Source organism: Microbispora sp. H10949 (assembly GCF_014161435.1).
In the GTDB taxonomy this organism is placed as follows: Bacteria; Actinomycetota; Actinomycetes; order Streptosporangiales; family Streptosporangiaceae; genus Microbispora; species Microbispora triticiradicis.
In genome coordinates, this window is record NZ_JABBWZ010000005.1 from 314,154 (window position 1) to 337,186 (window position 23,033).

Annotated in this window: 22 protein-coding genes and 1 riboswitch; of the genes, 6 read left to right on the forward strand and 16 right to left on the reverse strand. The window is 72.1% G+C overall.

What is annotated here, in order from left to right; all coding sequences use genetic code 11:
• The 6 genes from HHX40_RS14945 to menB form a co-directional block, all read right to left on the reverse strand.
• Positions 1–1,256: DUF222 domain-containing protein (locus HHX40_RS14945; RefSeq protein WP_182881063.1), on the reverse strand; the 1,256-nt coding region annotated here is incomplete at its 3' end.
• 722 nt (positions 1,257–1,978) lie between these two features.
• The gene (locus tag HHX40_RS14950) at positions 1,979–2,311 is read right to left on the reverse strand and encodes a YnfA family protein (protein WP_138460769.1); all 333 of its coding nucleotides are present in this window, start codon (positions 2,309–2,311) and stop codon (positions 1,979–1,981) included.
• A gap of 102 nt (positions 2,312–2,413) precedes the next feature.
• The gene (locus HHX40_RS14955; protein WP_220499118.1) at positions 2,414–3,577 is read right to left on the reverse strand and encodes an SGNH/GDSL hydrolase family protein; all 1,164 of its coding nucleotides are present in this window, start codon (positions 3,575–3,577) and stop codon (positions 2,414–2,416) included.
• A gap of 383 nt (positions 3,578–3,960) precedes the next feature.
• On the reverse strand, positions 3,961–4,602 hold the full coding sequence (locus HHX40_RS14960; RefSeq protein WP_111698594.1) for a DedA family protein: 642 nt from the start codon (positions 4,600–4,602) through the stop codon (positions 3,961–3,963).
• Between the two features lie 106 nt (positions 4,603–4,708).
• A complete protein-coding gene (gene menD, locus HHX40_RS14965; RefSeq protein ID WP_111698597.1) occupies positions 4,709–6,358 on the reverse strand; it encodes a 2-succinyl-5-enolpyruvyl-6-hydroxy-3-cyclohexene-1-carboxylic-acid synthase in 1,650 nt (549 codons plus the stop codon).
• Between the two features lie 115 nt (positions 6,359–6,473).
• The gene (gene menB, locus HHX40_RS14970) at positions 6,474–7,304 is read right to left on the reverse strand and encodes a 1,4-dihydroxy-2-naphthoyl-CoA synthase (RefSeq protein ID WP_111698600.1); all 831 of its coding nucleotides are present in this window, start codon (positions 7,302–7,304) and stop codon (positions 6,474–6,476) included.
• An 82-nt stretch (positions 7,305–7,386) separates the two neighbouring features.
• Here menB and HHX40_RS14975 point away from each other — a divergent pair, with 82 nt between their 5' ends.
• The 3 genes from HHX40_RS14975 (at position 7,387) to HHX40_RS14985 (ending at position 10,518) form a co-directional block, all read left to right on the forward strand.
• Positions 7,387–8,547, forward strand: coding sequence for an AMP-binding protein (locus HHX40_RS14975; RefSeq protein ID WP_310738111.1), 1,161 nt, complete (start codon positions 7,387–7,389; stop codon positions 8,545–8,547).
• Positions 8,548–8,605: 58 nt separating this feature from the next.
• Positions 8,606–8,920, forward strand: coding sequence for a hypothetical protein (locus tag HHX40_RS14980; RefSeq protein ID WP_182881065.1), 315 nt, complete (start codon positions 8,606–8,608; stop codon positions 8,918–8,920).
• Between the two features lie 170 nt (positions 8,921–9,090).
• Entirely contained in the window at positions 9,091–10,518 is a 1,428-nt protein-coding gene (locus HHX40_RS14985; RefSeq protein WP_182881066.1) for an RNA polymerase sigma factor, read from the forward strand.
• Between the two features lie 67 nt (positions 10,519–10,585).
• On the opposite strand, the gene HHX40_RS14990 is transcribed toward HHX40_RS14985, so the two are convergent.
• The gene (locus tag HHX40_RS14990) at positions 10,586–11,038 is read right to left on the reverse strand and encodes a hypothetical protein (RefSeq protein WP_259403595.1); all 453 of its coding nucleotides are present in this window, start codon (positions 11,036–11,038) and stop codon (positions 10,586–10,588) included.
• Between the two features lie 124 nt (positions 11,039–11,162).
• Between HHX40_RS14990 and HHX40_RS14995 the strand changes: the two genes are divergently transcribed.
• Positions 11,163–11,750, forward strand: coding sequence for a TetR/AcrR family transcriptional regulator C-terminal domain-containing protein (locus tag HHX40_RS14995; protein WP_307801899.1), 588 nt, complete (start codon positions 11,163–11,165; stop codon positions 11,748–11,750).
• A 296-nt stretch (positions 11,751–12,046) separates the two neighbouring features.
• Positions 12,047–12,247 carry a DUF5999 family protein gene (locus HHX40_RS15000; RefSeq protein ID WP_111698608.1) on the forward strand — a complete coding sequence of 67 codons (201 nt, stop codon included), beginning with the start codon at positions 12,047–12,049 and terminating at the stop codon, positions 12,245–12,247.
• Here the strand turns inward: HHX40_RS15000 and HHX40_RS15005 are convergent.
• On the reverse strand, positions 12,244–12,870 hold the full coding sequence (locus HHX40_RS15005) for an alpha/beta family hydrolase (protein ID WP_182873465.1): 627 nt from the start codon (positions 12,868–12,870) through the stop codon (positions 12,244–12,246). The two genes, HHX40_RS15000 and HHX40_RS15005, sit on opposite strands and share 4 nt — an antisense overlap.
• Positions 12,871–12,963: 93 nt before the next feature.
• Between HHX40_RS15005 and HHX40_RS15010 the strand changes: the two genes are divergently transcribed.
• Positions 12,964–13,371: a hypothetical protein gene (locus HHX40_RS15010; protein WP_133305896.1), complete on the forward strand. Its 408-nt coding sequence runs from the start codon at positions 12,964–12,966 to the stop codon at positions 13,369–13,371.
• Between the two features lie 44 nt (positions 13,372–13,415).
• Here HHX40_RS15010 and HHX40_RS15015 read toward each other — a convergent pair whose 3' ends face one another.
• From HHX40_RS15015 to HHX40_RS15050, 8 genes are all read right to left on the reverse strand, one after another.
• The gene (locus HHX40_RS15015; protein WP_111698617.1) at positions 13,416–13,952 is read right to left on the reverse strand and encodes a hypothetical protein; all 537 of its coding nucleotides are present in this window, start codon (positions 13,950–13,952) and stop codon (positions 13,416–13,418) included.
• Positions 13,953–14,043: 91 nt separating this feature from the next.
• The gene (gene gcvP / locus HHX40_RS15020) at positions 14,044–16,869 is read right to left on the reverse strand and encodes an aminomethyl-transferring glycine dehydrogenase (protein WP_182881067.1); all 2,826 of its coding nucleotides are present in this window, start codon (positions 16,867–16,869) and stop codon (positions 14,044–14,046) included.
• Between the two features lie 180 nt (positions 16,870–17,049).
• Positions 17,050–17,142: riboswitch (glycine riboswitch) on the reverse strand.
• Between the two features lie 44 nt (positions 17,143–17,186).
• Entirely contained in the window at positions 17,187–17,804 is a 618-nt protein-coding gene (locus HHX40_RS15025) for a MerR family transcriptional regulator (RefSeq protein ID WP_262367358.1), read from the reverse strand.
• 155 nt (positions 17,805–17,959) lie between these two features.
• On the reverse strand, positions 17,960–18,430 hold the full coding sequence (locus tag HHX40_RS15030) for a bifunctional nuclease family protein (RefSeq protein WP_111698626.1): 471 nt from the start codon (positions 18,428–18,430) through the stop codon (positions 17,960–17,962).
• Positions 18,431–18,528: 98 nt separating this feature from the next.
• Positions 18,529–19,185, reverse strand: coding sequence for a MerR family transcriptional regulator (locus HHX40_RS15035; protein WP_111698629.1), 657 nt, complete (start codon positions 19,183–19,185; stop codon positions 18,529–18,531).
• A gap of 19 nt (positions 19,186–19,204) precedes the next feature.
• Positions 19,205–19,708, reverse strand: a complete 504-nt coding sequence (locus tag HHX40_RS15040) for an FHA domain-containing protein (protein WP_111698632.1) — start codon at positions 19,706–19,708, stop codon at positions 19,205–19,207.
• A gap of 246 nt (positions 19,709–19,954) precedes the next feature.
• Positions 19,955–22,459, reverse strand: coding sequence for a mannose-1-phosphate guanyltransferase (locus HHX40_RS15045; RefSeq protein WP_111698635.1), 2,505 nt, complete (start codon positions 22,457–22,459; stop codon positions 19,955–19,957).
• 3 nt (positions 22,460–22,462) lie between these two features.
• Positions 22,463–23,029, reverse strand: a complete 567-nt coding sequence (locus HHX40_RS15050; protein ID WP_310738112.1) for a CDP-alcohol phosphatidyltransferase family protein — start codon at positions 23,027–23,029, stop codon at positions 22,463–22,465.
• Positions 23,030–23,033 lie beyond the last annotated feature (4 nt).

Consider the following 23,033-nt stretch of genomic DNA (forward strand, 5'->3'; position numbering starts at 1 on the left):
GTGGCGGTGGCGTCGGTGGCGTCGGCGCAGGTCGCGCAGGCGTCGATGTCGAAGTCCTCAGCGGTCCAGGCGTCAGGCCCAGGCCCAGGGCCAGGGCCATCGCTCGGGGCTGGGTCTGAGAGGTCTGGGTCTGAAGGGCCGGTGCCCGAAGGGGCGAGGCCAGGGCCATCGCTCGGGGCTGGGTCTACCGAGTCGGTGGCGGTGGCGTCGGTGGCGGTGGCGTCGGTGGCGTCGGTGGCGTCGGCGCAGGTCGCGCAGGCGTCGATGTCGAAGTCCTCAGCGGTCCAGGCGTCAGGCCCAGGCCCAGGGCCAGGGCCATCGCTCGGGGCTGGGTCTGAGAGGTCTGGGTCTGAGGGGCCGGTGCCCGAAGGGGCGGGGCCAGGGCCGTCGCTCGGGTCGGTGTCTACCGGGTCGCTGGTGAGGTGATCGGCAGAGGGGTCGCTGTCTGAGGAGCCGCTGGTGGGGTGGTCGCCCGAGGGGTCGGCTGTGGGGTCGGTGCCTGCGGGCTCGGCTGTGGGGTCGGTGCCTGCGGGCTCGCGTGAGGGTCCGTCGGCTGGGGGGTCGTCGGGGAGGGATTCGGCGGTGACCAGCACCAGGAGCTCGGTCGCGATCTTGTTCTCCAGGAACGCGATGACCGCATCGGCGTTCCGCACGCTCGGGGTGCGGTCGTCGCCCTCGGCCTTGGGCTTGGCGTAGACGTCCAGCAGGTGCTGCAACCGCGCCGCGGCTTCCACCGGGAGGTAGAACTCTCCCTCCAGCCCGCCGTTCCGGCGCCGCCGCACCCGGAAGAACCGGCGGTCGAAATCGGCCTGCTCGTCCTGCTCGTGGCCGTCGGGGTCCAGCACCGCCCGCAGATACCGCCCCGCCTTGGCCACCTCCGCCGCACCCGCCGAACCCGCCAACTCCAGCAAAATCCGCTCAGCCGTCGTCGCCTGCTCATCGGTCAACCCCGCCGTGGCGGTGCAGATCGCCTCCACGATCCCCTCGGCCAAGCTGCCCTCGGCGAACCGCTCACGCACCCGCGACAGACGACCCAACTCCACGCCCATCGTCACCAACCGGCCCGCACCCGGGATGGTCATCCCCCCGACGCTGCGCAGCCACAATTTGGTGGAGGCGTGCCCATGGTTCTTCGCCTCCCTGGACCGATGCACCCGGCCCACCCGGGCGGCCAACGCCGAAGTGATGCGGTCCCGGGCCGCCAGCAACTCCTCAGCCTCGGCCAGGCACACCTCCGCCGACTCAGGCACCGGCACCAGCGCCACCGCCCGGGCCGCATCACCAACCGCCGCCACCGCCACCCACGACGACGACCCAGCACCCCGAACACCCTCAGCACCACCGCCGAGGGCATCGGCTGGGTTCGCCGGGGCCTCGTCGGCGGTCCTCGGGGTGGGAGTGCCGCCGCCTGCGGTGGCGGGGCGCCCGCCGACGCTGTTCTTCTTGCAGCGGTCACCACCAACAGCGCGGTCTGGCGGGACGGTAGAGCACTCGGACACGACGCCAGGGCGGCCCTGCGGAACGCCAGGGTGCCCCGGCGGAACGGCAGCGCGGTCTGGCGGGACGGTAGAGCGCTCGGACACGACGCCAGGGCGGGCCCGCGGAGCATCAGGGTGCTCTAGCGGGACGGCAGCGCGGTCCGGCGGGACGGCAGGGGGACGACGGGGTGATTCCTCAGCACCGGGCTTGGAGGCGAGAGAGCCATCCGGGGACCTGAAGGGCGGGCCGTCGATGATCCTGGCCCACCAGGGATCAGCCGGAGGACGAGGCGATGGCACGTCGAACGTCGGAGACTCCATCCGCCCCTCCTCCCGCAGCACCTACACTTCGAACACCTGACCTAATCCTTTCATTACTCTCCGTACAGAACAAGCGGACCCGACGATTACCTGGAGTCACAGGAGGCGACAACGCAGCGGGTCCCCCTGCGGACATCCGCTGCCGCCGTCACAGGGTCGTACGGCTACGGAAGGGACGCTCAGCCGCGCGGGGCGTACATGATGACCGCCACTCCGACCAGGCAGATGGCCGCACCGGCGAGGTCCCACCGGTCGGGGCGGAAGCCGTCCATCACGACGCCCCACAGCAGCGATCCGGCGACGAACACCCCGCCGTACGCGGCGAGGATGCGACCGAAGTGCGCGTCCGGCTGGAACGTGGCGGCGAATCCGTAGGCGGCCAGGGCGAGGATCCCGGCGGCGACCCAGGCGACTCCCCGATGCTCACGCCAGCCCTGCCACACCAGCCATGCTCCGCCGATCTCGAAGACGGCCGCGAGGACGAACAACACCAGGGAACGGACGATCGTCATGACCGGTAGTGCAGCACATCCGCCGTCCCGCGCCCCGTGGAGGGTCCGGGAAGGCCGGCGCCGGGTGGCGGACCGCTCCGCCACCCGGCGTGCCGGGGGTTGTCACCAGCGCAGCGGGAGGGTGGCGATGAAGTCGCCGAGCCGCTGAGAGATGATCTTGTGGTCGTGGGCCGAGGGGTGCCAGTCGCAGCCGCCGTAGTCCAGGTCCGTGTTGTCGTAGTACCAGTAGCGGACCCGGTCGTCGCCCCGCCTGTTGCGGTCCTGGACGATCTGCCGCGCCGCGTCGGCGAACGCCGTCGTGTTGGACATGTACGTGGCGCTGACCACGATCATCGCCTGCTTGCCGTACCGGGACCGGAGCTTGTCGATGAAGCCGTGGTAGGCGCTCTTGTACGCGGCGATCAGGGTCTCCGGCGTCCACGGCTCGCCGGGGTTGATCGCGGTGGAGAAGTCGTTGATGCCGAGGCCGATCACGATCAGCTGCGGATGCCAGGTGCCCGGGTTCTTCCATACGTCGCCCGGCACGCCGATCAGGGCCCGGTCGTAGTAGGTGCGGTAGTCGGTGCCCGGCTCGATCCCGTTGTAGTTGCGCACCACGCCGCGCCCGGAGAAGGCGTTGATCTGGTAGTCGGCGCCGAGCCCTCGTGCGGTGAGAGCGCCGAAGCTGACGTCGGCGTTGGTGGTCCTGTCGATCTGACCCGGTGCGGGGCAGTCGCGGGTGCCGGACATGTTGCCGTAGCCGGCGGTGTAGGAGTCGCCGATGAACTCGATCTGCCGGCGGCGGTCGGCGGGCCTGGGCAGGATCGCGCCGCCGGGCGCGGCGACGAACCCGCCGAACTCGCCCACCGCCCACGGGCTCTCGCTGCGCTTGACGAGCCGTACGGCGTGCACGCCGTTGCGGAGGTTCCTCACCCAGTGGGTGGTACGGCCGGGGGTGACCAGGGTGGCGACGGTGGCGCCGTCGATCTGGACGTCGTAGTCGTTGACGGCGTCGTCGAGCACGATCCCCACGCCGGTGCCGCGGAAGCGGCCCTCGAAGTAGACGCCCGGCCAGCTGTACCGCACGGAGCGTCCGGCGGCCTCGACCCGGCCGGCGGTGTGCGCCGTCGCCAGAGCGCCCGGAGCGGCCTGCCCCGGACGCCGCCCCGCCGTCTCCGGACCGGCCGGGGGCGAGGCCGCAGAGGTGGCCGCATGGGCCGCCGCGGGCAGCATGGCGGCGGTCACCGCCAGCGCGGCCAGTGCCGCGTGTACCTGAGTGCGTCGCACGGTCTTCCCTTCTCCATGCCGGCGCGAAGGCGCCCGGGCCCGTCGGGCCCGCCGGGCGCCGGGGGGCCGGCGCTGAACGTTTCACGGACGCGGGTACGACGGCGACGGAGGCGGCGCACGCGGCCCGGAGGCACGCGGGGGCGCCGGGGCGCGGGTGACCACGGATGACCTGGGGGGCAAGGCTCACCCTCTGCCTCGGAGCGGACGGCAGGCGACGGAACCCGGAGACGCTCCGGGGGCGGCGCCGGGTGCAGAGTGTCCGCTCCCCCGCTGCAAGGTCAAGACCCCGTGAAGGTCACGCCCGCGCCGGAACGTGAAAGATCCGGAACGTGAACGAGCAGGAAGGTGAAAGCCGGAAGGTGGAAGAGCCGGGACGGCCTCCCTCAGGCCGCGGTGGCGGTCTCCGGCACGGGCTCCTCCTCGCGGGCCGCCTTGGCGGCCTTACGCTTCAGCCACACCGTGCTGCCCAGCCCGAACAGCAGGGCGATCACCAGCCCCACCCAGGAGAAGCCCTTCAGCCACTTGTCGGCCACGACGCCCAGGTAGTAGATCGCGGCCGTGGTGCCGCCGGCCCACGCGACGCCGCCGAGGACGTTGGCGACGAGGAAGCGCCAGTAGGGCATGTGCAGGGCGCCGGCCAGTGGCCCGGCGAGGATGCGCAGCAGCGCGACGAACCGGCCGAAGAACACCGCCCACATGCCGTGACGGTTGAAGACCTCCTCGGCCTTGGCGATGTGCGCCGGGCCGAAGTGCTTGGGGAAGCGCCGCCCCAACCGGTCGAACAGCGGCCGCCCGCCCTTGCGGCCGATCACGTAGCCGATCGAGTCGCCCACGATGGCCCCGCCGCTCGCGCACAACCCGAGGACCACCGGGTCGACGACCCCTCGCGACGACAGCAGCGCGGCGCTGACCAGCACGATCTCCCCGGGCAGCGGAATGCCCAGGCTCTCCAGCCCGATGATGGCGCCCACGAGCACATAGACCCAGACGGACGGTATGGTCTGCAGCCACTCGTCGACGTGCATCTCACTCCTCAGTGCGGAAAGCTTCCCCCATTCTGCCGCCGCCCCGGCGATGCGGCATCCGCCGTGAGGACCAGAAGAGACCGTGTCGTGTGCGACCGGAGGATGATCAGTCGCGCATCGCCGCGCGTACGGCCTCGCGCATCGCGACGTGGACGGCGGCGTTGCGCGCCCGGTCGGTCCGCGCCTCCACCAGGCGCAGGCCGTCCCCCTTGAGGGCCTTGGACAGCTCCTCCGTCTCCTGCACCACCGTGTACGGCAGGCCGCTCGCGGCGGCCAGGTAGCCGAGGTCCACCCCGTGCGGCGTGCCGAAGACCCGTTCGAACGGATCCTCCAGCGCGGCCTGCGGCAGCAGCGAGAAGATCCCGCCGCCGTCGTTGTTCACCACCACCAGGCACAGGTCGGGCCGGGGTTCGCGCGGGCCGAGGATCAGTCCGTTCTGGTCGTGCAGCAGCGTGAGGTCGCCGATCAGCGCGTACGCCGGGCCGTTGTGGGCGAGCGCGGCCCCGACGGCGGTGGAGACCAGGCCGTCGATGCCCGAGGCGCCCCGGTTGGCCATCAGCCGCAGTCCCCTGCGGGGCCGCATGGCCTGGTCGAGGTCCCTGATCGGCATGGACGACCCGCAGAACAGCAGCGACCCGTTGGGCAGCACCTCGGCGAGGTCCCTGGCCAGCCGCGGCTCGGTCAGCCCGGAGGAGTCGAGCACGGCGTCGATCGCCTCGCGGGCCACGTGGTCGGCGTGCCGCCAGGAGCGCAGCCAGGCGTCGCCGCCGGCGGCGATCGGGATCTCCACGGCCTGCGCGACCTGGGTGGCCGACCGGGTCGGGTCGGGCCAGCGGGTGAGGTCGGGGGCCACCACGATGTGCTCCTCGGCCCGCCGCAGCCACGACAGCAGCGGGCGCGACAGCCCCGGGCGGCCGAGGGTGACCACCACGTCCGGCCGGTGGGCGTCGGCGAACTCCTGGTCGCCCAGCAGGAAGTGGTAGGCCGAGACGGCGTGGTCGCCGTACCGGCCGCCGCCGTTGGGCTCCGACAGCACCGGCCAGCCCGCCATGCCCGCGGCGGCGACGTAGCGCCGCACGTTGGCCGCGCCGTCGCCGACGACCAGCACGCCGCGCCGGGTCGGCGGGATGTGCAGGGCGGCGGACGGAGGCGCGACCCGCGCCCGGAACCACGAGCCGGAGGCGTCCCCGTCGAGGGACTCGCACCACGACGCGTCGCCGTCGGGGATCAGCGGCTCGCGGAAGGCCACGTTGAGGTGGACCGGCCCGGGGTCGGGCGGCCCGGCGGCCCGCTGGCAGGCCCGGCACACCAGCGACCGCCAGTAGGCCACCTGGCCGGGGCGGTCCTCGGGGACGCCGACCTCGGCGAACCAGCGCACCGCCGATCCGTACAGCTTGATCTGGTCGATCGTCTGGTTCGCGCCGGTGCCGCGCAGTTCGGGCGGGCGGTCGGCGGTCAGCACGAGCAGCGGCACGCCGGACTCGGACGCCTCGATGACGGCGGGGTGGAAGTTCGCCGCCGCCGTGCCCGAGGTGCAGACCAGCGCCACCGGCCGCTCGGACCGCTTGGCCAGGCCGAGCGCGACGAAGGAGGCCGAGCGCTCGTCGACGCGCACGTGCAGCCGCACCCGCGAGTCGGCGTGCGCGGCGAGCGCCAGCGGCGCGGACCGGGAGCCGGGGGCGAGCACCACGTCGGTGACCCCGCAGCGCACCAGTTCGTCGATCAGCACGGTCGCGAGGGCGGTCGCCGGGTTCACCGCCGCGCCTCCCGAACGCCCCGGCCGGCCCGGTTCGTGTCCAACCGCCCGTCTCCTCCCGTTCCCGAAGCCGTCAGCGTACGACACAACGGGGCAAACCCCGTCACACCACGCCCTATGGCCGGCGGGGGAACTTCCCGAAGTCGGGCTTGCGCTTCTCCTTGAACGCGTCGCGGCCCTCCTGGGCCTCCTCGCTCATGTAGTAGAGGAGCGTGGCGTCGCCGGCGAACTGCTGCATGCCGGCCGCGCCGTCGGTCACCGCGTTGAGCGCGCCCTTCAGCATGCGCAGCGCGAGGGGAGACTTCTCCAGCAGCTCGCGGGCCCACTGGACGGTCTCCTCCTCCAGCCGCTCCAGAGGGACGACGGCGTTGACCAGGCCCCACTGGAGGGCGGTCTCGGCGTCGTACTGCCGGCACAGGTACCAGATCTCGCGGGCCCGCTTCAGGCCCACGGTCTCGGCCAGCAGCCAGGAGCCGTACCCGCCGTCGAACGAGCCGACCTTCGGGCCGGTCTGGCCGAACCTCGCGTTGTCGGCGGCGATCGTCAGGTCGCAGCACACGTGCAGGACGTGGCCGCCGCCGATGGCGTAGCCCGCCACCATCGCGATGACCGGCTTCGGGCAGCGCCGGATCTGCACCTGCAGGTCCAGGACGTTGAGCCGCCCGACGCCGTGGGTCTTGTCGTCCACGTAGCCGTCGTCACCGCGGATCTTCTGGTCGCCGCCCGAGCAGAACGCCTGGTCGCCGGCGCCGGTGAAGATGATCACACCGACCTCGGTGTCCTCCTGCGCCCGGTTGAAGGCGTCGCGGAGCTCGAACAGAGTCGTCGGCCGGAAGGCGTTGCGCCGCTCGGGGCGGTTGATAGTGATCTTCGCCATCCCCTCCGCGGTCTCGTAGAAGATGTCCTCGTACTCGCCCGACCGCTTCCAGTCGACCCCGCTCGTCACACCCGCTCCTTCGTCGTCACCGGTACGTCGTCACCAGCAGGCGGTCGCCTCCCGCCACCGCGCCGGGACTAACCTTACGACCGTGCTCAGCCGTCCAGGACATCGCCCGGTTCACGCCCTCGTCCTGCCGGCCGGTCCCGCCCTGTACGACGCGGTGCGGCGGGCCCTGACCGGCGACGGGCCGGCCGTGCTGCCGCTCTCCCCCGATCTGCCGCGGCCCGCGCTGGAGGCGGCGCTCACCGCGATGCGCCCCACCCACGTGGTGACCCCCGACGGCGTACGGCGCGAGCCGGACGGCGTGCCGTCGGACGCGGCGCTGATCATCGCGACGTCCGGCTCCACCGGCGCGCCCAAGGGCGTCGAGCTGACGGCGGACGCGCTGTTCGCGTCGGCCCGCGCCTCGCTGGCCCGGCTCGGGGCCGGGGAGGGCGACCGCTGGCTGTGCTGCCTGCCGCCCTCGCACATCTCGGGGGCGCAGGTGCTCGTCCGGTCGCTGCTGTGCGGCGCCGAGCCGATCGTCCACCCGCGCTTCTCCCCCGACGCGGTGGCCGCGAGCGGCGCTGACCACGTCTCCCTCGTCCCCACGCAGCTGCGGCGGATGCTCGACTCCGGGGCGGACGTCGCGGCCTTCCGCACGATCCTGCTCGGCGGGGCCGCCGCCCCCTCCGGCCTGCTGGCCGAGGCCCGCGCCGCCGGCGCCCGGATCGTCACGACGTACGGCATGAGCGAGACGAGCGGCGGGTGCGTGTACGACGGCGTGCCGCTGGACGGCGTGGACGTCGCGATCGGCGGCGACGGACGGGTGCGGATCGCCGGCCCGGTGCTGCTGTCGGGCTACCGCCTCCGCGACGAGCCGCATCTCGACGGCGGCTGGTTCGTCACCTCCGACCTCGGCTCCGTCGAGGACGGGCGGCTCACGGTGCTGGGCCGTGCCGACGATGTGATCAACACCGGTGGCCGGAAGGTCGTGGCCGGCGCGGTCGCGGAGGTACTCTCCGGGCACCCGGCCGTACGGGACGTGGTCGTGGTGGGCAGGCCCGACCCCGAATGGGGCGAGATCGTGGTGGCGGTCGTGGCCGGGAGGACCGGGCTGAAGGTCGGGCTGGACGACCTGCGGGCCTTCGCCAAGGAGCGGCTGCCCGCCTACGCCGCGCCACGCGCGGTCGAGCTGGTGCCCCGGATTCCCCTGCTGCCGAACGGCAAACCGGATATGGTCGCTCTCAGGAACCGGAACCGCGACTGACCTTCGTGCGTCATACAAGCAGGGGCGTCGACCGAGAGCAGGGGAAGGGGGACGCCACATGGGACCGATCCGGCTCACACCGGCCCACAAGATGATGGCCTCCGCCGTCCTCGTGAGCCTCGTCATCCTGGGCGGAGCCTCCGTGACCGCCGCCGCGTTCGCCGCCCGGCTGGACAAGGTCGTGCAGAACGCCCCCGCCGCCAAGCTCGGCCCCGCCCCCACCGAAGATCCCCAGGACCCCTCCGTGGTGTCCAGGGTCCTCACCGACGACCCGGAACAGGTCGGTGGCTACTGGACGCCGGAGCGTCTGGAGGACGCGAGCCCGATGCCGGTGCCCGAGCTCAGCATCAACATCGTCACGCCCAACGACTGAGGAAACGGCCCGCACGCCGAATCGGAAGACCTGCCCTACGGGGTCTGGGAACAAACCGGGCACGAGAGCGTTATTGATACTGGTGCGCTGAGCCGCCGGACGCCGCGCCCCGATCACAAGCATTTGAAACCCCGAATCGATCATGAACTCCGCAAGGAGGAGGTGTCTTCATGCCCCGGACCGCCGTGGCGAACTCGCACGAGCGCGAGGTGACCCCGACGACGCTCGACCGGCTCCTGGAGCGCGGCCGTGCACAGGGCCGCCTTTCCCTGTCGGAGCTGCGCGAGGCCTTCGCAGAGGCCGGCGTGAGCCCCGTGGAGGGCCGCTCCATTCTCCGCGAGCTCACCGAGGCGGGCGTGAACCTGGCCGCGGAGAACGAGCCGGGTCTCGCCGCCGGCGCGCGGACGTCCACGCAGACCTCCGGAGAGGCGCCGGGCAAGGCGCCCGCCAGGAAGTCGCGCCGGGCCGCCCAGGCCGCCGCGCAGGCCGCCGGGGACGCACCCGCCCGCGGCGGCGCCGCGAAGAAGCGGACGGCCAAGGCGAGCGCGGCCGACACCACGGCCGGCACCACGGCCGGCACCGCCGCCGAGGAGCCCTTCGACGAGGAGGTCACCGGCGCCGAGGCGGAGGCCGAGGCGGCGGACAACGAGCCGCTCGACCTCGACGACACCTCCTCGGTCATGGGCGACTCGGTGCACACCTACCTGAAGTCGATCGGCCGCCGCACGCTGCTCACCGCCGCCCAGGAGGTGGAGCTGGCCAAGCGCATCGAGGCCGGGCTGTACGCCGAGTACAAGCTGGAGACGGCCCTGGAGAGCGGCGACCACCTGCCCGCGCACGTCCGCGAGGACCTGGAGTGGGCCATCGAGGACGGCCGCAGGGCCAAGGACCACATGCTGGAGGCCAACCTCCGGCTGGTGGTCTCGGTGGCCAAGAAGTACACGGACCGGGGCATGGCCCTGCTCGACGTGGTGCAGGAGGGCAACCTCGGCCTGATCCGGGCGGTCGAGAAGTTCGACTACACCAAGGGCTACAAGTTCTCCACGTACGCCATGTGGTGGATCCGGCAGGCCATCCAGCGCGGCTTCGCCGACTCGGCCCGCACCATCCGGCTGCCCGTCCACGTGCTGGAGATGCTGTCGAAGCTGTCCCGCGTGGAGCGTGACATGCACCAGCGGCTGGGCCGGGAGCCCACCCCGGAGGAGCTCGCCGCCGAGCTGGACAAGACGCCCGACCAGATCGAGGAGCTGCTGCGCACCAGCCGGCAGCCGATCAGCCTCGACTCGACCATCGGCGAGGACGGCGAGACCCGCATCGGCGACCTGATCGAGGACGTCGACTCGCCCGAGGCGTCCGAGGTGGTCGACCGGCAGCTGCTGGCCGAGCAGCTCAAGGGCGTGCTCGGCAACCTGTCGCCGCGCGAGGCCAAGATCATGAGCCTGCGGTTCGGCCTGGCCGACGGCAAGCCCCACACGCTGGACGAGATCGGCAAGCACCTGGGCCTGACCCGGGAGCGGATCCGCCAGCTGGAGAAGGAGTCGCTGTCCAAGCTGCGCCACCCGAGCAACACCCGGCCCCTGCTCGACTGGGCCAGCTGATCAGGTTACTCGTACGGCCCGCGCCCCTCGGGGGTGCGGGCCGTACGACTTTCTCAGGAGCGAGCGGTCAGCCGCGGGCGGAGGCGAGGCCCCCGCGCACGTCCCGCGGGCTCAGGCGGGCGGGGTCGCCCGTCCGGGCGGCGCGGGGCACCCGGGGGATGCCGCTGAGCCGGTGCGCCTCGCGCATCGTGCGCAGGCGGTTCACCTCGTCGGTCCAGAGCGCGCCGTCGGGCGTCGCCCGTCCCTTGCGGCGCGCGATCCTGCTGTCGTAGGACTTCACCCCGAAGGTGGCGCGCTGCCCCGCCTCGGCGGCGCGCAGCGCCTCGGTCAGCGCGGTGTCCAGGCCCAGGGCCGCCTCGCGGAGCACGGGCAGCGGCGCGCCGGCCGCCTTCGCCTCCTGGAACCGCCGCTGCGCCACCCGGACCTTCTCCAGCACGTCGCCGAAGTTCCGCCGGATCTCCAGATCCGCGTGGTAGCGGACCTCCGCCTCCCGGCTCACCCGCGGACGGAAAAACGCCATCGTCGACCCCTTAGGTATCCAACGTGTGCAGTCAAGTCATGCACTCGGTAGCGTACGCGGTCCGCGCGAGACCTCGTACCGCAGGGTGCGCCGCCCTTTACGAAGTAAGGAGAGCTGTGGCAGCATGATCGCCATGCCTGCCAAGCGACCACCCGTGCCGCTGTCCCGGGAACGGATCATCGACGCCGCCCTGCACATCGCCGACGGCCAGGGCCTGCGCCGGCTGACCATGCGCCGGCTCGGCGACGCCCTCCAGGTGGAGGCGATGGCCATCTACCACCACCTGCCCCGGGGCAAGGAGGCGCTGATGGACGCCCTCGCCGAGCACGTGACGACCGTACGCGTCGACCCGGCCGAGGCGCCGGGCTGGCCGGACAGGGCCCGCGCCTGGGCCCGGGCGAGCCGCGCCGCGCTGCTCGAACACCCCGGTGTGCTGTCGCTGGCCCTCACCAAGCCGCCGAAGGGCTCGGCCCTGATCGCGATCAGGGAGCAGACCGAGCAGCTGGGCGAGGCGGGCGCGCACGACCCGGAGGCGGCGGTGCGGGCGCTGCGGGCGTACGTGTTCGGCAGCGTCGCGGTGGAGGTGCAGCGGTCGGGGTGGGCCGACCCGGACGCGACCGTGCGCGACGCGCGCACCGCCGAGGGCGAGCGCGACTTCGAGCACGGCCTCGACGCGCTGATCAGCGGTCTCGGCGTCCGGCACGGGGGCTGACACCGGAGCTGTGGCCTCCCGGTTACCCGATGGTCGGCGTGTCGAGGTTGGAGCGTTATCTCGAATGGGGCATTCTTGTGTACTAGGTCACATCAGTGTGTGTGAGGCCGCTCGGGGGGTGTGGTCGGGTCCCCAGCCCGACCGGCGGAAATGCCCCGAACGGACTATGTCATGCGGATGGGGCCGAACCGCAGACTGGAGTAGTCCGATGTGTCGTACGTCATACGGCGCGGCGGACGCCCGGCGGAACATCACGAACGTAAGACGAACGATAAAGAACACGGGGAGCCCCGGCGATGTGCCCTCATGAACCGGCCTGTCCCACCGCGGACGCGAAGGACCGAGAAGCCGCCCGAACGGTGGCCTGCCACCCCGAGCAGGGCTGGAGCCTGCTCTGCAACGGCGTCGTGCTGTTCGAGGACACCGGCGAGCTGTTGCCGGACGGCGGCGTCATCGCTCCGCACCGCCCCACCGACATGGCCATCAGCGCGGCCTAGGCCTCCTGCTCCTCCTGCTCCAGCAGCCACGGCAGCAGCCACCGCGCCACCTCCTCGCCCACCCGGGCGGGGTTCTTCCTGAACTCGTGCCCCTCCCCCGGGAGGACCACGAGACGTGCGGCGTCCTTCTCGTCCGGCACGCCGAACGGATCCCGATCCCCGCTGACCACGAGCACGGGGGTCCCGGCCTGCCGCAGCTCGTCCGCCCGCGACCGATCAGGTTTCCCCGGCGGATGCAGCGGGAAGGCGAGCGCCACCACCGCCCCGGCCCCCGCCTCGTGTGCCGTACGGCAGGCGACCCGTGCGCCGTTGCTCCGTCCGCCCTGGACGAGCGGCAGGCCCGGGTGACGGGCCCGCAGCGCGGCGACGACGGCCAGCCACGCCTCGTCCTGTTTCACGGCCGATCCCGGCGCCCGGGCGCCGCGCAGCCGGAACGGCTGGACCACCCGTGCGACCGTCACGCCCGCCGGCAGCACGGCGTCCCGTACGGCGAGCAGGTCGGGGGCGTCCACCCCGCCGCCGGACCCGTGCGTGAGCACCAGCAGCAGCCGGGCGCCGGGGGCCTCCTCCACCTCGGCCAGCGCGGGGCCGTGCGGGGTCTCGATCTCCAGCGCGACTCCCATGCCGGTGACCGTATCGGCTCCGTCCCCGGCAGGAGGTGCGGACCCTCCGTTCGGAGGATGGCAGGGCTCGCGAGTATGGGCCAGAATGTCATGGTGCCGGAGATCGCATCGCAACCGCCCGCCGCCGGGCAGGGCTACAGGCCGCCGCCGCAGGCGGGGACGCAGACGACCCGGGAGGACCTGCGCGCCGTCATCGCGGCCCGCCGGGACCTCGGCCCGGAGTACGAGGACGCGCTCGTCGACTCGTTCCTCGACAAGCTCGACGTGGAGATCGCCGCGCGGGTGCGGAACGAGGTCGCCGCGCACATCGGGCACCAGCCGCTTCCCGGGAGGCGCCCGAAGGACAGCGCGGTGGGCGTGGCCCTGGGCTCGCTCGGCATCGGCATCCCGCTGACCGGGATCGCGGCGGGCACCTCAGGCGGGCCGGGGCTCCTGCTCGCCTGGGGCGGGATCGTCGCCGTCAACCTGGCGTACGCGCTGAGCCGCCGCACCCAACGCTGACCGACGGGGGCCGACCGGCGGACCACCGGCCGTTCGGTCCCCGATCAGGCCTCGACGCTCTCCATGACCGGGCGGACGTCCCGGCCGAGGCGCAGCCGCACCTGCTCGGCGAGCGCCCGGTCGGGGTGGTCGAGGCCGTAGCGCCACACGGTCCCGGCGTCGGCGTCGCGCCCCCGCAGGGGCAGCGTCCGGGCCAGCAGCTCGATCGCCAGCGCGCCGGTCTCGGCGTCCGGGCCCTCCCCGCGGCCCTCCTCCACCGCGCCGGCGAACTGGGCGCACGCCATCTCCAGGTGCGCGATGCCGAGCAGCACGCGCAGGCGCGCCCGGTCGGCCACGGCGGGCACCGACAGCGCCTCCAGCAGCACGTCCGCCGCCCGTTCCGGCTCTCCCTCGGCGAGCAGCCGCTCCGCCATGTGCTCCACGACGGCCGACAGGCCCGCCGCGGCCTCGGCGCGGTCGGGCGCCTCCTCGTCCGCGGCGACTTCCGCGAAGATCGACGCCGCGGCGTCGAGGTCGCCCGTCTCGGAGAGCCGGTGCGCCTGGTCGAGCCGGTCGGGCCGCCCGGGGTCGATGGCCGTCATGAGGTGGCCTCGCAGAGGTCGCAGGGACAGGAGCGTGCATCCGCGATCTTAACGAGCCCGGCCTCCGGGCGGGGCCGACATGCGCAACCGGTCAGTCCTCGTACGCCTCCATGGGCGGGCAGGAGCAGACGAGGTTGCGGTCGCCGTACGCCTGGTCGATGCGGCGCACCGGCGGCCAGTACTTGTCGTCGCGCAGGCCGGGCACCGGGTAGGCGGCGACGGCCCGCGAGTAGGGGTGGGCCCACTCGTCGGCGGTGAGGCACTCGGCCGTGTGCGGCGCGTTGCGCAGCGGGTTGTCGGCCTTGTCGTACTCGCCCGACGCAACCTTGGCGATCTCGTCCCGGATGGCGATCAGCGCGTCGGCGAAGCGGTCGAGTTCGGCCAGGTCCTCACTCTCGGTCGGCTCGATCATGAGGGTCCCGGCGACGGGGAACGACATCGTGGGCGCGTGGAAGCCGTAGTCGATCAGCCGCTTGGCCACGTCGTCCACCGTGACGCCGGTCTCCTTGGTGATCTGGCGCAGGTCGACGATGCACTCGTGCGCGACCAGGCCGTCCCGGCCGGTGTAGAGGACCGGGTAGTGCGGCGCGAGGCGCCGGGCCAGGTAGTTGGCCGACAGGATCGCCTGCTCGGTGGCCTGCCGGAGGCCGTCGCCGCCCATCATGCGGACGTACGCCCAGGAGATCGGCAGGATGCCCGCCGAGCCGTACGGCGCGGCCGACACGTGCGCGGGCAGGTGCTCCGCGAGGTGGGCCTTGACCGCGACCGGGCCGACGCCGGGCCCGCCGCCGCCGTGCGGGATGCAGAAGGTCTTGTGCAGGTTCAGGTGCGAGACGTCCGCGCCGAACTCCCCCAGCCGGGCGAGGCCGACCAGCGCGTTGAGGTTGGCCCCGTCCACGTAGACCTGCCCGCCGGCCTCGTGGACCCGCTCGCAGATCTCGACGATCGTCTCCTCGTACACGCCGTGGGTGGACGGGTACGTCACCATGATCGCGGCGAGCGCGTCGCGGTGCTTCTCGATCTTCGCGGCGAGGTCGCCCAGGTCGACGTTGCCGCTCTCGTCGCAGGCCACCACGACCACCCGCATGCCGGCCATGACGGCGCTGGCGGCGTTGGTGCCGTGGGCGGACGACGGGATGAGGCAGACGTCGCGGCCGTCCTCGCCCCGGGAGCGGTGGTAGGACCTGATCGCCAGCAGCCCGGCGAACTCGCCCTGCGACCCGGCGTTCGGCTGGATCGACACCCGGTCGTAGCCGGTGACCTCGGCCAGCCAGTCCTCCAGCGTCGCGATCAGCTCGGCGTACCCCTCGGCCTGCTCCGCCGGCGCGAACGGGTGGATCGCGGCGAACTCCGGCCAGGTGACCGGCTCCATCTCGGTGGTCGCGTTGAGCTTCATCGTGCAGGAGCCAAGCGGGATCATCGAGCGGTCGAGCGCGACGTCCTTGTCCTGCAGCCGCCGCAGGTAACGGAGCATGGCCGTCTCGGACCGGTGGGAGTGGAAGACCGGGTGGGTGAGGAAGCCGGAGGTCCGCTGCAGGTCCGCGGGGATCGCGTCGGAGGTCGCCCGGTCGAGGTCCTCGACCACGATCCCCGGCACGCCGAAGGCCTCCCAGACGGCCCGCAGGTGGCCGACGACGGTCTTCTCGTCGCAGGCCACGCCGACGTGGTCGGCGTCCGCCAGGCGGAGGTTGACGCCCCGCTCGGCGGCGGCGGCCACGACGTGCTCCGCCCGGCCCGGCACGCGGGCGAGCACGGTGTCGAAGAACTCGTCGTGGACGATCTCCACGCCCCCCTCGCGCAGCCCGGCGGCGAGGACGGCCGCGTGGCGGTGCGCCCGCTGGGCGATCCGCCGGAGGCCGTCGGGGCCGTGGTAGACGGCGTACATCGAGGCCATGACCGCGAGCAGGACCTGCGCGGTGCAGATGTTGCTGGTGGCCTTCTCCCGCCGGATGTGCTGCTCGCGGGTCTGCAGGGCCAGCCGGTAGGCCGTACGGCCGTCGGCGTCCACCGAGACGCCGACCAGGCGGCCGGGCATCTGCCGCTGCAGGCCCTCACGGACCGCCATGTAGGCCGCGTGGGGGCCGCCGTAGCCCAGCGGGACGCCGAAGCGCTGGGAGGAGCCGACGGCGATGTCGGCGCCCTGCTCGCCGGGGGGCTCCAGCAGGGTCAGCGCCAGCAGGTCGGCCGACGCGACGAGCAGCGCGCCGGCGGCGTGCGCCCGCTCGGCCAGCGCCCGGAAGGACGCCACGCGGCCGCTCGCGCCCGGATACTGGACGAGGACCCCGAAGCACTCGGGCAGGTCGCCCGTGAGGTCCGACTCCACCAGCGTGATGCCGAGCGGCTCGGCGCGGGTCGCCAGCACGGCCTTGGTCTGCGGCAGCGCGTCCGCGTCGACCACGAAGACGTCCGCCTTGACCTTGCTCGCGCGCCGGGCCAGCGTCATCGCCTCGGCCGCGGCGGTCGCCTCGTCCAGCAGCGACGCGCCGGCGACGTCGAGGCCGGTGAGGTCCGCCACGACCGTCTGGAAGTTCAGCAGGGCCTCCAGCCGCCCCTGCGAGATCTCCGGCTGGTACGGCGTGTACGCGGTGTACCAGCCCGGGTTCTCCAGCACGTTGCGGAGGACGACCCCCGGAGTGATCGTGTCGTGGTACCCCAGGCCGATCATCGGGGTCAGCACCCGGTTGCGGGCCGCGAGCGCGCGGAGTTCGGCCAGCGCCTCGGCCTCCCCCGCCGCCTCCGGCAGGTTCAGCGGGCCCCGCGTGCGGATCGCCTCGGGAACGGCCACGGCGAGCAGGTCGGCCGTCGACTCGTAGCCGACGACCTCCAGCATGCGGGCACGGCCGGCGTCCGAAGGACCGATGTGACGGGTCGCGAAGGGCGGGGCGGAAAGATCCTGAAGCGTCGAGCGGTCGGTCATGACAGGGGCCTCCTGGGCGGGTCGAGACCTGCGGCGGCCGCCTCGCGCCCGTGGGCGCGACCGGCCGTGATGCGGTCTCCCCCTCTGTCATCGGACCTGAGAGCTTCACCGGGCCGCCCGGCCCGGCTTTCCCCTTCGGTGAGGCGCCGCCTGGCGGGCGGGCCTGCTTTTCAGAGTCGCCTCGTCCGTGCGGTACGGATGCCTGAGAGTTTCCGGGGAGGTTTGCTCCTTCGGCGCCCCTGCAACTTCAGGGGTCTCTCCCGCACGAGGTCGTCGGCCGTGTCCATTCTACCCGGTTACTTCCTCTGTACCCGTTCTCAGCCGATCTTACGGGCCTTCCTGCGGCGGGCCAGCTCGTCGGCCGGATGATCCCCCTCCGCATCCGGAGCGGACTCCGCGCGCTCACCGGGCAGTTCCGCCAGGGACCCCTCCACCTCGCGCCAGACCCGCCCGAGCGCGATGCCGAACACGCCCTGGCCGCCCTGCAGCAGGTCGATCACCTCGTCGGCGCTGGTGCACTCGTAGACGCTCACGCCATCGCTCATCAGGGTGATCTGGGCCAGGTCGTTGACGCCCCGGTCGCGCAGGTGCCGTACGGCGGTGCGGATCTGCTGGAGCGAGACCCCCGTGTCGAGGAGACGTTTGACGACCTTCAGGACGAGGATGTCGCGGAAGCTGTAGAGTCGCTGCGACCCGGACCCCTGAGCTGCTCTTATGGTCGGGAGCACCAGTTCGGTCCGGGCCCAGTAGTCGAGCTGCCGGTAGGTGATCCCGGCCGCCGCGCACGCCGTCGGGCCACGGTAACCGATGTTCTCGGGCAGCGCCGTCGGCTGCTCGTCGAACAGCAGGCCTTGTTCGCCGGCGCGCTCGCGCGCCTCCCGCCGAACCGGGTCGTGCTGGCCGGCCGACCTACCCTCGCCGCTGCTGACCGCCACTGCGGACCTCCGGCTTTCTCTCATCCCACGGTCTGATCTGGGGGTTCGTGAATTACAACCGTGGTTTCCCTTGCACCGTAGGACCGGGGCCATCGTCAGTCAACGACCCCGTCCGGCGCGTCGTGAAGCGTAATTTCCCGAAATGGTGCGGCACGTCAGCCCGCTCGCCCGAAGTCTTCCGGTGTGATTTTGTCCAGGAACTCGCGGAACTTCTCCACTTCGTCTTCCTGGTCGTCGGGCATGCTCACGCCCGCCTCCTGGATCACGTCCTCACTCGCGTAGATCGTCGCCCCTGTGCGCAACGCCAGCGCGATCGAGTCCGAAGGGCGGGCGCTCACCTCCACGCCGTTCGAGAACACCAGGTCGGCGAAGAAGATCCCATCGCGGAGCGCGACGATGTTGACGGTGCGCAACCGCACCCCCAACGCCTCAAGCACATCGCGGAACAAGTCGTGGGTGAGCGGCCTCGGCGGGGGTTCCTCCGCCTGGGCCAGCGCGATGGCGGTCGCCTCGGTCATGCCTATCCAGATCGGCAGGTACCGATCACCGCTCGCCTCCTTCAGGAGCACGATCGGCTGGTTTGTGGGCATCTCAACGCGAACCCCCACGACCTCCATCTGCAACACGGGCGGCTCCGTCTCAAGCGTCGCGGCATATCACCAGGCATTCAACGTAACACCCACCAGGGAGCGGATGTGCCGGTCACCGCCCCATCAGCACCCCATTACCGTCCCAGAACGCCGCGAACACTGCCACGCAGCAACGCATTGTGCAGTTCCTGGAGAAGACCGGACATCTCGCGAGCGGTCTCGTCGGCCTCCGCGATCGCCCCCGGCGCCTTCCGGCGCAGCACGGGCGCCACCGCCTGCTCGATCAGGCCGGTCTCCCGCTCCACCAGCGCCCGCACCGCCCTGAGGTGCCGCGCCCGCAGGCCGAACCGCGACAGGGCCCCCACGCTGCGCGCGATCTCCAGCGCCTCGCCGTCGTAGCGGCGCGCGACCGCCGCGACCAGGCCGAAGCTCTCCATCTCGGCCAGGGTCTCCTCGTCGATGCCCGCGGCCTCGATGAGCTCCTCCCTGCTGAGACGCACCGCCGGCGGGCCGTCCGAGACGCTCTGCGGGCGCGCGGCCTGCCCGTCCAGCTGATCCTTGATCACCCGGAGCGGCAGGTACTGGTCACGCTGCGCCCGCAGGATGTACCGCAGGCGCTCCACGTCGTTGTAGGTGAACTTGCGGTAGCCCGAGGGGCTCCGCTGGGGCTCGATCAGCCCCTCACCCTCCAGGAAACGGATCTTGGAGACGGTCACGTCGGGGAACTCGGCCTGCAGCAGGCCGAGGACCTCCCCGATGCTCATGAACGCCCGTACGGCCTGTGCGCTCATGACTGCTCCTCCTCACCGATCACAGCCCTCCAGGACCACGCGTGAGGAACACCAGCCGGAACTTGCCGATCTGCACCTCGTCGCCGCCCTGCAAGGGGGACTCCTCGATGCGTTCCCGGTTGACGTAGGTGCCGTTCAGGCTGCCCACGTCGCGGACCGTGAACTGGCCGCCGCGGCGGTAGAACTCGACATGCCTCCTGGACACGGTTACATCGTCCAGGAAAATGTCGCTTTCCGGGTGGCGACCCGCCGTAGTGAGATCGCTGTCGAGCAGAAAACGGCTGCCCGCGTTCGGGCCGCGCATGACCACCAAGAGAGCCGTGCCGGGCGGCATCTGCTCGATCGCCGACCGGTCCGGCAGCAGCGTCTGGCCCGTCTCCGCCTCCAGCGCCTCCAGGGAGATCGTCGAGGTGGTATCGGCTGCGACGGGCGCCGGAGCGCTCAGCGGCGAACCGCATCGTGAACAGAAACGGGCATCCTCGGGGTTGGCATGACCGCACTGCGTGCAGTAGACGCTGGGCATCGAACGGCTCGGCCTCTCTCACGACTCTCACGACTTGCTCGGGACTGGCTCACTGCTGGGGACTGCTCAACTGCTCGGGTCCGGCTCGAACTGCGAATGCCGCAACTTACGCTGATCAGGCACAAAGGTCAAGAAGCGCGGCCGGGCGTGGACTGACCAACGCTACAGCCCACGGAGGTTCAAGGTCCATCCCGACACATGCATCCCCAGCATCCCATCCTGATCACGAAAGAGGGAGACGGGGGGTCAGCAGGAGCCGGCGGCCTGCTCGACCACGTGGGCCCAGCGTTCCAGGAGGGCCTGCGCGCCGTCCACGTCGTGCCCCTCGGCCCACAGGTGGGTGACGGCCTCGGCGGGGTCGGGCAGCACGAGCGCCCAGCTTCCGTCCTCCTCCACGACGCGGACGCCGTCGGTGGTGTCCAGGCGGTGGCCCTCGGCGGCCTCGACGACCGAGCGCATCACGGCCCCCTTGTGCGCCCACGGCGTCGGCACGGTCCGCTTCAGCAGCCGGGCCTCGGGGATGCGGGCGTCGATCTGGCTGAGCGACAGCCGGGTGCGCGCGACCAGGCCGAGCAGGCGCAGGAACACGGCCAGGCCGTCCAGGGTCGGCCCGAACTCCGGGACGATGAAGCCGCCCCGCCCGTCGCCCGCGAAGATCGTGTCAGGGTGCCGGGCCGCCCGGGTCAGCGTGTCGAGGCTGGTAGCCGTCCAGTCGACCTGCACACCGTGGAAGCGGCACACCATCTCCGCCACCCTGGTCGTGGTCACCGGCAGCGCCACCCGGCCGCCGCGGCGCTCGGCCGCGACCAGGTCGAGCACGACGAGCAGCGCCCGCTCCTCACTGATGAGCTGGCCCATCTCGTCCACCAGCGAGACCCGCTCCCCCACCGGGTCGAACCGTACGCCGAAGGCGGCCCGCGCGGAGGCGACCAGGTCCGCCAGGCGCTGCAGGTCGCGGCGGCGCTCGGCGAGGGTCTCGGTGGGCGAGGCGTCGTCGAGGCGGTTGTTCACGGTCAGCACGTCGACCCCGGCCCGGCCGAGCAGGCTGGGCAGCACGAGCGAGGACGTGCCCCCGGCGCAGTCGACCACGACCTTCATCTCGGCGTCCTTCACGCCGTACATGTCGACGCAGGCCAGCAGTTCCCTGGCGTAGGTGTCGACGGCCCTGGCCGGGAACGTCAGCTCGGCGATCTCGCCGGGGAAGGCCCGGCGGTACTCCTGCCGGGTGAAGACCCGCTCCAGCTTGCGCTGCGCCGCCTGCGACAGGTCCGAGCCCGTCTCGTCCATGAACACGATGTCCACGCTCTGCGGGTCGCCCGCGGTCGTGCGCAGGAAGATGCCGCCCCTGACGTTCTCCCGGGAGGTGTTGAACCGGGCCACCGGCAGGGCGGCGGCCTCCAGGTCGACGACGTTGATCGCGCTGGAGTTCAGCGCGCTGATCACCGCGCGCTTCAGCGCCCGCGCCGCGCGTGAGGCGTCGCGGGCGGTGACCACCGTGTCGCCCTTCTTCAGGGTCGTGGCGTACGCGCTGGCCAGCCGTACGCACAGCTCGGGGGTGATCTCCACGTTGACCAGGCCGGAGACGCCCCGGGGGCCGAACAGGCTGCGCTGGCCGCGCGACTCCCAGATCACGCTGGTGTTGACGACCGTGCCGGCCTCGATCGTCTTGAACGGGTAGATCTTCACCCCGGAGGAGACGTACGCCTCGGCCTCGATGACGCACTCGTCGCCGACGACGGCGTTCTCCTCGATCCGGGCGCCGGTCATGACGTCGGTGTTCTTGCCGATCACGCAGCCGCGCAGGTGCGCGGCGGGGCCGACGTACACGTTGTCGCTGACCACCGCGCGGTGCAGGAAGGCGCCCTCCTTGACCACCGCGTTGCTGCCGAGCACGGTGTACTCCCGCAGCTCGGCCCCGGCCTCGACCTTGGCGTAGTCGCCGATGTAGAGGGGCCCCTTGAGCACCGCCTCGGGGTCGACGGAGGCGCCCTCGGCGGCCCACACGCCCGGGGCCAGCTCGAAGGCGTCGAAGTCGACCTTGACCTTGCCCTCCAGCACGTCGGCCTGCGCCTTGAGGTAGCTCTCGTGGGTGCCGACGTCCTCCCAGTAGCCCTCGGCGACGTAGCCGAACAGCCGGCAGCCCCGCTCCAGCAGGCGGGGGAAGATGTCGGACGACCAGTCGACCGGCTGGCCGGGGGCGATCTCGTCGAGGACCGACGGCTCCATGATGTAGACGCCGGTGTTGACCGTGTCGGAGAACACCTGCCCCCAGGTCGGCTTCTCCAGGAAGCGCTGGATGCGGCCGTTCTCGTCGACGATGATGATCCCGAACTCCAGCGGGTTGGGCACGCGCTTGAGCCCGATCGTGACCAGCGCCCGGTTCTCCCGGTGGAAGCGGAGCATGTCGGTCAGGTCGATGTCGGTGAGCGCGTCGCCCGAGATCACCAGGAACCGGTCCTCGCGGAGCTTGTCGGCGGCGTTCTTCACGCTGCCCGCCGTGCCGAGGGGGACGTCCTCCGTGGCGTAGTGGAGGGTCACGCCGAGCTCGTCGCCGTCACCGAAGTAGTTGCGGATGAGCGCGGCCAGGAACTGCACCGTCACCACGACCTCGGTGTACCCGTGCCGCCTGAGCAGCCGCAGCACGTGCTCCATGATCGGCCGGTTGATGATGGGCAGCAGGGGCTTGGGCTGGTTGGCGGTCATCGGCCGCAGCCGTGTCCCCTCCCCGCCCGCCATGACGACGGCCTTCACGGGTCACCCCTTCGTTAGCTGGCGCACCTGTACGACATACAACACCCCCGCCCACCAATACAGACCAGTTCCCCAGATGGCGAAGGCCCATCCGAAGATCGCGGCAATCTCGGCGTACCAGCCCTCGTGGGAGGCGAGGAACAGCAGGGGGAACGCGTACATGAGGGCGGCGGTGCCGGCCTTGCCGAGGAAGTGGACGGGCAGGGCGGGGCCGTATCCGTGCCGCCGCAGGACGGGCGGCATCCACAGCAGCAGGATGTCGCGCAGCGGCACCGCGAGCGCCAGCCACCAGGGGATGACGCCCCGGATGACCAGGCCGACCAGCGTGGCGAGGATGTAGAGCCGGTCCGCGAGCGGGTCGATCAGGCGGCCGAGCCTGCTGATCTGGTTCCATGCGCGGGCGAGCTTGCCGTCGAGCCAGTCGCTGAACCCCGCGAGCATCAGCAGCGCGACGGCCCATCCGTCGGCCCGGGGCCCCAGCACGAGCCAGAGGAAGACGGGGACGCCGAGCAGCCGCAGGGCGCTCAGCAGGTTGGGAACCGTCCAGATCCGGTCCTCGGCAGCGTTCACGCCC

Excerpts from the sequence above, each read along its gene's own strand:
- HHX40_RS14950 (WP_138460769.1), bottom strand. The coding sequence starts at position 2,311 with ATGACGATCGTCCGTTCCCTGGTGTTGTTCGTCCTCGCGGCCGTCTTC.
- HHX40_RS14960 (WP_111698594.1), bottom strand. The coding sequence starts at position 4,602 with ATGCACGTCGACGAGTGGCTGCAGACCATACCGTCCGTCTGGGTCTAT.
- HHX40_RS14980 (WP_182881065.1), top strand. The coding sequence starts at position 8,606 with ATGGGACCGATCCGGCTCACACCGGCCCACAAGATGATGGCCTCCGCC.
- HHX40_RS14985 (WP_182881066.1), top strand. The coding sequence starts at position 9,091 with ATGCCCCGGACCGCCGTGGCGAACTCGCACGAGCGCGAGGTGACCCCG.
- HHX40_RS14990 (WP_259403595.1), bottom strand. The coding sequence starts at position 11,038 with ATGGCGTTTTTCCGTCCGCGGGTGAGCCGGGAGGCGGAGGTCCGCTAC.
- HHX40_RS14995 (WP_307801899.1), top strand. The coding sequence starts at position 11,163 with ATGATCGCCATGCCTGCCAAGCGACCACCCGTGCCGCTGTCCCGGGAA.
- HHX40_RS15000 (WP_111698608.1), top strand. The coding sequence starts at position 12,047 with ATGTGCCCTCATGAACCGGCCTGTCCCACCGCGGACGCGAAGGACCGA.
- HHX40_RS15005 (WP_182873465.1), bottom strand. The coding sequence starts at position 12,870 with ATGGGAGTCGCGCTGGAGATCGAGACCCCGCACGGCCCCGCGCTGGCC.
- HHX40_RS15015 (WP_111698617.1), bottom strand. The coding sequence starts at position 13,952 with ATGACGGCCATCGACCCCGGGCGGCCCGACCGGCTCGACCAGGCGCAC.
- gcvP (WP_182881067.1), bottom strand. The coding sequence starts at position 16,869 with ATGACCGACCGCTCGACGCTTCAGGATCTTTCCGCCCCGCCCTTCGCG.
- HHX40_RS15035 (WP_111698629.1), bottom strand. The coding sequence starts at position 19,185 with ATGAGCGCACAGGCCGTACGGGCGTTCATGAGCATCGGGGAGGTCCTC.
- HHX40_RS15040 (WP_111698632.1), bottom strand. The coding sequence starts at position 19,708 with ATGCCCAGCGTCTACTGCACGCAGTGCGGTCATGCCAACCCCGAGGAT.